The 8,345-nt window shown below is 69.0% G+C and carries 5 protein-coding genes and 1 pseudogene; 3 read left to right on the top strand and 3 right to left on the bottom strand.

Translation table 11 applies throughout. The features are described 5' to 3' along the window. A pseudogene (locus AOZ53_RS34630) lies at positions 1–201 on the bottom strand (hypothetical protein); the annotation flags it as partial. Between the two features lie 338 nt (positions 202–539). On the opposite strand from AOZ53_RS34630, the gene AOZ53_RS04785 reads away from it, so the two are divergent. The 3 genes from AOZ53_RS04785 to AOZ53_RS04775 all read left to right on the top strand — a co-directional run bounded on the left by AOZ53_RS04785 (position 540) and on the right by AOZ53_RS04775 (position 4,949). Then, on the top strand, positions 540–2,696 hold the full coding sequence (locus AOZ53_RS04785; protein ID WP_231690564.1) for a TonB-dependent siderophore receptor: 2,157 nt from the start codon (positions 540–542) through the stop codon (positions 2,694–2,696). Positions 2,697–2,818: 122 nt separating this feature from the next. Beyond that, complete coding sequence (locus AOZ53_RS04780) at positions 2,819–3,994, top strand: GGDEF domain-containing protein (RefSeq protein WP_054429775.1); 1,176 nt, start codon at positions 2,819–2,821, stop codon at positions 3,992–3,994. A gap of 151 nt (positions 3,995–4,145) precedes the next feature. Continuing rightward, positions 4,146–4,949, top strand: a complete 804-nt coding sequence (locus tag AOZ53_RS04775; RefSeq protein ID WP_231690563.1) for a hypothetical protein — start codon at positions 4,146–4,148, stop codon at positions 4,947–4,949. Between the two features lie 78 nt (positions 4,950–5,027). Here AOZ53_RS04775 and AOZ53_RS04770 read toward each other — a convergent pair whose 3' ends face one another. Together AOZ53_RS04770 and AOZ53_RS04765 are read right to left on the bottom strand one after the other, a co-directional pair. Further along, entirely contained in the window at positions 5,028–7,418 is a 2,391-nt protein-coding gene (locus AOZ53_RS04770) for a TonB-dependent siderophore receptor (RefSeq protein ID WP_054487204.1), read from the bottom strand. A 121-nt stretch (positions 7,419–7,539) separates the two neighbouring features. Then, the coding region (locus AOZ53_RS04765) for a FecR domain-containing protein (RefSeq protein ID WP_082385515.1) at positions 7,540–8,345 on the bottom strand (806 nt) is incomplete at its 5' end.

Genomic DNA, 8,345 nt, shown 5'->3' with positions numbered 1-8,345 from the left:
CCGGGTGCGCTGGTCCGGTTCTTCGTCCTCCAGTCCATCCGAGATCAGCGAGGCGCACAGCTGTGGATCGCCCGACATCAATAGCCGGTACATGAACGGCACCGCGTAGGGCCATTCGGACAAGCCGGAAATCGTCTCCGGGCGGTCGGTGAAGTGGGTGGGGCGGTTGCTCAGGCTGTAGAGGTAGGAACGATTTGCCATGGCGATCGGGGCCTCGGAAAGGGGAGTGGAATGCCGGCGCGAGCCGCCAGGCGGCCGGCAACGACAGGCACAGCGACAACGTGCGGTATTGAACCGCAGCCGGGGGCGCGCGCCATTGCAGGCTGACACCTTTTGCCACGAAGTATTTCCACGGCCCGCGTGTTGGAAGTGCCGCTGGGCGCATCGGTTCTGAACCGGCGGGCCTGCCGCAACGCTGCGTGGCGGCAGGCAATACCCGGGCTTATCCATCGCGAGGCAAGGGCGGGATTCGGCGCTCAGGCTTTCCATAATAGTGAGATCGATTCCTGTTCGCACTTTGCATTGATGGATGAAGCCTGATGAACCCCAGTCCCGCCTTTCCTTTTTGCCGCGCATCGCATCTGCCCTGGATCCTGTTGGGGCTGGGCCTGTCCACGGCCGCCGGGGCGCAATCGGCCGCGTCGGTGCGGCAGCTGCCCGCGGTGACGGTGAAGGGCGCCGACGCCGAGGAAACGGCGACCGGTCCCGTGCATGGTTTCGTGGCCAGGCGCGCGGCCACGGCCACCAAGACCGACACGGCCGTGCTCGACACGCCGCAGTCGATCACCGTCATCACCCAGGATCGCATCACGCTGCAGGGCGCGCAGTCGGTGCAGCAGGCCGCCGGCTACACCGCGGGCGTGAGCACCGCCGACTCTTTCGGCGCCGACAACCGCAGCGACTGGATCAAGATCCGAGGCGCCGAGTCCACCCAGTACCTGGATGGCCTGCTCAACGCGGTGGGGTTCTACAACAACACGCGGCCCGATCCTTATGCGCTCGAACGCATCGAAATCCTGCGCGGGCCCTCGGGCATGCTGTACGGCCAGGCGTCCAGCAGCGGCATCGTGAACCTGGTCAGCAAGCGGCCGCAACCCGATGCGGCGCGCGAGATCGGTGTCAGCGTCGGCAGCCACGACCGCAAGCAGATCCAGGCGGATCTCACGGGTCCGCTCAATGCCGACGGCACATGGCTGTACCGCCTGGTGGCGCTGGGACGCGACAGCGGCAGCGCGGTCCGGCACGTGCCCGACGACCGTTATTTCGTGGCGCCATCGCTCACCTGGCGGCCCAGTGGCGCCACCTCGTTGACGCTGCTGGCCAACTTCCAGCGCGACAACAGCGGCACCATGGTCGGCTTTTTCCCCTGGCGCGGCACGCGCACCGACAAGCCCGGCGGGCGCATCCCGCAGGACTTCTTCGTCAGCGAGCCGGATTTCGACAGATATCGCACCCGGCAGCAGGCCGTGGGATATCAGTTCGAGCATGCATTCAACGACCGGGTCACCTTGCGGCAGAACCTGCGCTATTCGCACAGTGACGCCGATTACCGCAGTATCTACACCACCGGCTTCAACGGCGCGGGACACGGATGGGTGCCCGGCAGCGACACGTTGCTGCGCCGGGTGGTCTACATGAACCAGCCCACCTTGAAGCAACTGGCGATCGACAATCAGCTCCAGTTCAAACTCCAGACCGGCGCGGTCCGCCACCTGGCGCTGGCCGGCATCGACTATCAGCGCTCCACCCTCGAGGCCCACAAAGGCATCGGCGGGCTGGCGGCGCCGATCGACGTGTATAACCCCGTATACGGCAACTTCACGCCACCCACCAGCCTGCGCCACATGCCGACCTCGCACGAGAACCAGATCGGCTTCTACGCGCAGGACCAGCTCGAATGGGAAAGATGGCTGGTGATGCTGGGGCTGCGCTACGACCGTTCGCGCAGTGCGGTGGACGACACGCCGTCGGGCAGCCGTGACGACAGCGAACTGACCCGCCGTTTCGGCCTGATGTACCGCTCGGCCGCCGGTTTCAACCCTTACCTCAGCTATGCCGAGTCGTTCCAGGGGCAGGCCGGTTTCAATCGCGCCAACCAGGCCTTCAAGCCGCTACGCGGCAAGCAGTGGGAAACCGGCGTCAAGGTCCAGCCGCTCGGCGACAACCTGACCATTACGGCGAGCCTGTTCGACATGACCGAAACGAACCGCAAGGTGGCGGGCGTGGTGAACGGCGTGGCCGACACGGTCCAGGTGGGCCAGGCGCGCACGCGCGGCGCCGAACTGGAGGCGCTGGCTTCGGTGGCCGGCTTCGACGTCGTCGCCACCTGGACGCTGCTGAACGCCAGGGTCGCCCGGGGCGTTCCCGCCGAACAAGGCCGGCAACTGGCCAGGATGCCCCGCCATATGGCGTCGCTCTGGGCCAACCATCGCTTCCGCCTCCTGGGCGCGCCGGGATTCCTGGCGGGCGCGGGGGTGCGCTACACCGGCGGCAGCGACGATGGCACCGGCCACAACAATGTGCCCGCCGTCACGGTGTACGACGCGATGCTGGCCTACGACGCGGGGCCGACGCGCGTGGCGCTGAACGTCACCAACCTGTTCGACAAGCAGTATGTCGGCAGCTGCATCGCCCGCGGTGACTGCTTCTTCGGCCCCCGCCGCAGCGTGGTCGGCAGCGTGACCTATCGTTTTTGATCTTTGTAAATAGGGACTTATCATTCCGGAACCGTCGCGTTCGTCACAGTTTCGCGACCGATTTCCCCTAGAATTGCGACTGCCGCCGCAATTCCCTGGCGTGCCTCATTTCCCGATAAGAGATGCACGTCGATCTCCTTACCCTGTACTTCATCACCATTGGAACGCTGCTGGCCAGTGCCGGCCTGACGTTCTGGGAACATCGGACCCATCCCAACCGCAGCCGTTCGCTGGGCATCCTGGCGGCCGGCTTCGCGACGTTGGCGGTCGGCTGTAGCAGCGTCCTGTTCCGCGCCGACCTGCCCGCCGGGCTGGGCTCGCCGGTCAGCAATCTCATCATCCTCGGCGGCTATCTGCTGGTGCTGAACAGCGTCGCCTCGCTCAGCGGGCGCAGCTACCGCGGCCGCTCGCTGGCGCTGCTGGCCGTCATGGCGCTGGTCTGGCTGGGCGCCGGCCGGGATGGCCAGGACGTGGTCTGGAAATACGTCAGCGCCTTTCCCATCGGGCTGGTCAGCGCGCTGACCGCCTGGGAACTGCTGCGTTGCGATTCCATGAAGATGCTCAAGACCCGCAACTTTGCCGTGGCGGTCGCGGGCGTGCACGCGCTGATCTATTTCGGCCGGGCCTTCCTGCTGCCGTGGTGGGTCGCCGCCGGGGGGCCGTCGGTGCAGCTGCTGGCCAGCAACATCACCATGTACGAGGGCGTGCTGTACTCGGTGCTGCTGCCGATGACGCTGGTCAAGCTGATCCGCGAGGAAACCCACGTCCAGCTGGTGCTGGAATCGCAGACCGACTACCTGACCCGCCTGGGCAACCGGCGCTGGTTCTTCGAGCAGGGCGCGCGCCTGATCGAGACCCAATCGGGCCGCGAGCCGATCGCCGTGCTGGCGTTCGACCTGGACCAATTCAAAAGCATCAACGACCGCTACGGCCACCATACCGGCGACCTGGTGCTGAAGTCGTTCGCCGGCATCGCCCGCGTCGCGCTCGGGCCGCGGGCGATCCTGGCCCGCATCGGCGGCGAGGAGTTCGCCGCGCTGCTCTCGGGCGACGACGCCCGCCGCGCGCACGAGCTGGGCGCGGCCGCCGCCACGCGCTTTGCCGAGGCCATCGCCAACCAGGCCGACGGCCTGGGCATCGCCGCCACGGTCAGCATCGGCCTGGCGTATTTCGAGGACGACGCGCCGGCGCTGGCCGATGGGCTGGCGCGCGCCGACATGGCCCTGTATCGCGCCAAGTCGCTGGGCGGCAACCGGCTGGAAGCGGCGCTGGCGCCGGAGCGCGTCGCGGCGGACTGAACGGCGTCGTCTGCGTCGGCAATACGGCCGGCGTCTTCGTCGCGAATACGGCCGGCGTCTTCGTCGCCAGTGCGACCGGCGTCCCGGTCGACCATGCGACCGGCGGCTTCCGTCGACAGAGCGGCAAGCATTTGCGCCGATAATGACCGCCATGACCACGCCTACACATGCTTCCCCGTCCGAGCGCGACGGTTTCTGGTTCGACGCCGCCGATCCTTCCCTGGCGCTCGAACGCGCCGGCAACCACGTCCGGCTGGCGCGCGCCGAGCCGCCCTGGATCGTGGTCGACCAATCCATCGCCTCCCTGACCCTGGGCCGCCAGTGGCCCGGACAGTTGTGGCGCGTGCGCGTGACGCAGCTGGGCGACATGTCCGGGCTGGTGGCGCAACCCGGCTACTGGCGCGCCGCCGCCATCGAGCTGTTGCAGCCGCTGCCGCTGGCCCTGCTGTTCGGCCCGCACGGCGAGGGCGTGCTCGACGTCCTGGCCCGCATTCCCGATCTGTCGCGCGAGCAGGCGCGAGCGCTGGGCGAACACTTGCCGGACGACGGCTGGGACCGTTACGGCCGGGCGTGGGCGCGCTGGTCGTCGGAGGAAGAGGGCGGCGCCACTGCGCCGTCCGGCGCCGTCGCCGAGGCGTCGCCGCCCTCCGAATGGTATGGCGTGCTGGCCGCCTCGCGCCGCCGCGGCGGCGCGCATTCGCCGGTCCATGCCGGTTTCATGCAGGTCCACAAGCTGCTGCGGCAACGCGCCGAAGCCGTCGATGGCGAGGCCGCCTTCATCCGGGAAGTGGATGAAGACGGCGAGGTGGACGAGTCGCTGGCGCCGCCGTGGGATGGGGCTTCCGATGCCTTGCTGTTCGCCGCCATGGCGCGGGGGGCGCCGCAATACCTGTCGGCGGACGATGTCGAGGTCCTGGCGCGGCCCTGGCGCGGCGTGTTCGGCGAGCCGGGCTGAGCCGGGGCGGGCTCCTTGCCAGTCCGATCCGTACCCGCCCGATCCCTTGGCAACCCGACCCCGTGCCAGCCCGACCTCCTACCAGTTCACCCGCGCCGTCAGCATCACATTGCGTTCGTCGCCGTAGTAGCAGGCATACGGGCACGCGGCGATGTAGCGCTTGTTCGTCAGGTTCTTGACGTTGAGCGCGAATTCCCAGTTCTGCAGGCGGTACCGCAACGCCGCGTCCAGCACGGTGTAGCTGGGCACCGTGACGCCGTCGCTTTCCTGCCGTCCCACGTAGCGCACGCCGGCCGCGGTGCTCAGGCCGGGCAGCGCCGCCAGCTTGTAGTCCAGCCACAGCGACGCCATGCTGCGCGGCACCGACGCCGGCCGCGCGCCTTCGTCGCCCCGGGTGCTCTTGGTGGTCCTGGCGTTGGTCAGCGTGAAGGCGGCCACCACGTCCAGATTGTGGTTGAGGCTGGCGCGGCCTTCCAGCTCGGCGCCGCGCGAGCGCACTTCGCCCGTCTGCACCGAGAACCCGGGATTGGCCAGGTCCGACGTGACCACGTTGCGCTGGGTGATGTCGTACAGCGCCAGCGTGATCGCCGCGTCGACGCCAGGCGGCTCGTACTTCAGGCCGATCTCGTGCTGCGTGCCGGTGGTGGGCTTGAACGGCGTGCCGCCGAAATCCATGCCAGAGGTCGGCTGGAATGACTTGGTGAAACTGTAGTAGGGCGCCAGGCCGTTGTCGAACAGATACATCAGGCCGGCGCGGGGCGAGAACGCGTGCGAATCCTGCCTGCCGTCGTCGGGCGCTTCCTCGGTGCGCGCGCGGTCGTAGCGGCCGCCGAACAAGCCGATCCAGCGGCCATCGAATTTGATCTGGTCCTGGGCATAGAAACCCACCTGGCGCGCGCGGCTGATGCTGCGCCTGGCGGGGTCCAGCGTCGGCGTGCTGCCGTAGACCGGGTCATACACATCGATCGGGACGGCATTCAAGCCCACCGCTTGATCGCGTGTCAGGCTGCTGCGGCTGGCGTCCACGCCGAACAGCAGGGTGTGCTCGAAGCGGCCGTGGCGCAGCTTGCCCAGCAGCTGGTTGTCCAGGGCGATGCCCTTGTCCGTGTCGTCGCGCGACACGGCCAGGCGCTCGACCCGCGCCGGGTTGGCGGCGTCGACCGAGCTTGTCATCATGTACAGGTTGTTGCTATTGGCGCGGTGGTTGTAGCCCAGCAGGTTCTGCCGCACCTGCCAGTCGTCGTTGATCTTGTGCTCCAGCAGGTAACCCAGGTGGCCGCCCTGCACCACGAAACGGTCGAAGCCCGGTTCGCCCAGGAATACCTTGCGCGAGATGGCGCCGTTGGGCTTGGGCAGCAGCGTGCCTTCACGCGGCTTGCCCACGTCGTAGGGATTGTCGGTGCGGCTCCAGCCGCCCAGCAGCGTCAGCCGCGTGGCGCCGCTCAGCTGCCATTCGAGCGAGCCCGACAGCGACTGGCGGTCGTTGTTGATGTGCCGCACCATGGTGTCCGCATCGCGCGCCAGCCCGGTCAGTCGGTAGCCCACATTGCCGTCCTCGGTGAGCGGCCCGCCAAAGTCCATGGCCAGCTGCTTGGTGTTCCAGGTGCCGTATTTCACCTCCATCTCGCGCAGCGGCTCGGCGGTGGGGCGTTTGCTGACCAGGTTGATGATGCCCCCCGGCGCGGCCTGGCCGTACAGGATCGACGCCGGCCCCTTCAGCACCTCGATGCGTTCGTAGTCATACGGCTCCATGGCGCCGCTCAGCGAGTTCATCGGGAGCTTGGTGCCGTTCAGGTACAGCGGCGCCGACCCGGTGATGTTGAAGCCGCGCACCGTGAAGCCGGTGCTGATGTTGCGCAGCGCGCCGCCGTCCAGCGGCATCACGCCGGCGGTGTAGGCCAGCGCCTGGTCGAGCGAATCGGCGGCCTGCGCCACCACCTGGGCGCGCGGCACCACCGAGACCGACTGCGGCGTTTCGTGCAACGGCGTGTCGGTCTTGGTGGCCGTGGCGCTGTGCTTGGCGACGAAGCCGGCCACCGGGCCCCAGGCGGTTTCGGCGCCGTCGCCGGTGACGGTCACCGAGGGCAGCGTCTGCGCATCGTCCGCGCCGGCCGCCACCCGCAGCAGGTAGCCGCCGTTGGGCTGCAGGCTGGCGCGCATGCCCGTGCCCGCCAGGATCTGGCGCAGCGCCGACGCGGCGTCGTGGCTGCCGGTCAGTCCGCCGCTGCGCCTGCCGGCGACGTCGGCGGCGCTGTAGGACAGCATCAGCTGGCTTTCCAGGGCATAGCGGGTCAGCACGCTTTCGAGCGAGCCGGCGGGAATCGCGTAGGTCCGCGCGGCCGGCTGCGCCAGCGCGGCGGCCGACAGCAACGTGGCCGACAAGGACAGGACGGCCAGGTGGCCGGGCGAGAGCAGGGGGGCGGCGCGGCCGATGAGGCGGGCGGCGCGGCGCGAGAGGCGGTCGTGCATGGCGGTCTTCATTTCCCGAGAAAAAAGTGGCTTCCATAGGGATTGCCACGCGAGAACGAAAAACCCCTCACGGCGGGCCAGAAAAAAATCCGGGATCCGGCTTGCGGAATCGCCGGCGGCGTCACGGTTCGCGCCGCGCCACGGTCGTCCAGTAGCGCGTCACGCCGCGGATTTCCACGGGATGCGTGCGTTCGAGCATGTCCAGCACCTTGTCCGGATCGGCCAGCGGATAGATGCCCGAGACGCGCAGCGCGGCGACTTCCGGCGCACAGGCCAGCCGGCCGGGCCGGTAGCGGGCCAGTTCGGCGATGAAGTCGTCCAGCCGCATGTCGCGCGCCACCAGCATGCCGGTGGTCCAGGCGCCGGCCTGGGCATCCGCCTGCTGGTCGGTGCGGGCCGGCGCCTCGGCGCCCAGCCGGTCGTAGCGGCTTTGCTCGCCGGCTTGCACCACACGGCCCGCCGCGGGGGCATCCATGGGCTGGATTTGCACCGCGCCCTCCAGCACCGCCACCAGGTCGGCGTCGGCCAGATGCCGCGCGACGAATCGCGTCCCGAGCGGCCGCAGCCGGCCGCGGGCGGTATCCACGAACAGCGGGCGGGCCGGCCAGCCAGGCCGGACCGGATCCGGCGCCGTGGCGACCAGGATGCGGCCATGCAACAGCTCGATGCGGCGCTGGTTGTCGTCGTAGCGGATCGTGATGGCGCTGCGGGTGTCCAGGTCGACCCGGGTGCCGTCCGCCAGCGTCAGGGCGCGCCGTTCGCCGGTGCCGGTGCGGTAGTCGGCGTGCAGGTCCTGCCATTGCCAGCGCAGGCCGTCGCGCGCCAGCCAGGCGCCGGTGCCGGCCACGGCCCCCAGCGCCAACAGCTTCAGCGCGCCGCGCCGGTTGCGTCGTGCGCCGCCCCGCCTCAGCGTGCCGTGGGTCAGCG

Source organism: Achromobacter sp. 2789STDY5608621 (genome assembly GCF_001299375.1).
In the GTDB taxonomy this organism is placed as follows: Bacteria; Pseudomonadota; Gammaproteobacteria; order Burkholderiales; family Burkholderiaceae_B; genus Achromobacter; species Achromobacter insuavis.
The sequence above is the reverse complement of the archived record's forward strand: the minus strand, read 5'-3'. Positions and strand labels throughout refer to the sequence as shown.

Excerpts from the sequence above, each read along its gene's own strand:
- AOZ53_RS04785 (WP_231690564.1), top strand. The coding sequence starts at position 540 with ATGAACCCCAGTCCCGCCTTTCCTTTTTGCCGCGCATCGCATCTGCCC.
- AOZ53_RS04780 (WP_054429775.1), top strand. The coding sequence starts at position 2,819 with ATGCACGTCGATCTCCTTACCCTGTACTTCATCACCATTGGAACGCTG.
- AOZ53_RS04775 (WP_231690563.1), top strand. The coding sequence starts at position 4,146 with ATGACCACGCCTACACATGCTTCCCCGTCCGAGCGCGACGGTTTCTGG.
- AOZ53_RS04770 (WP_054487204.1), bottom strand. The coding sequence starts at position 7,418 with ATGCACGACCGCCTCTCGCGCCGCGCCGCCCGCCTCATCGGCCGCGCC.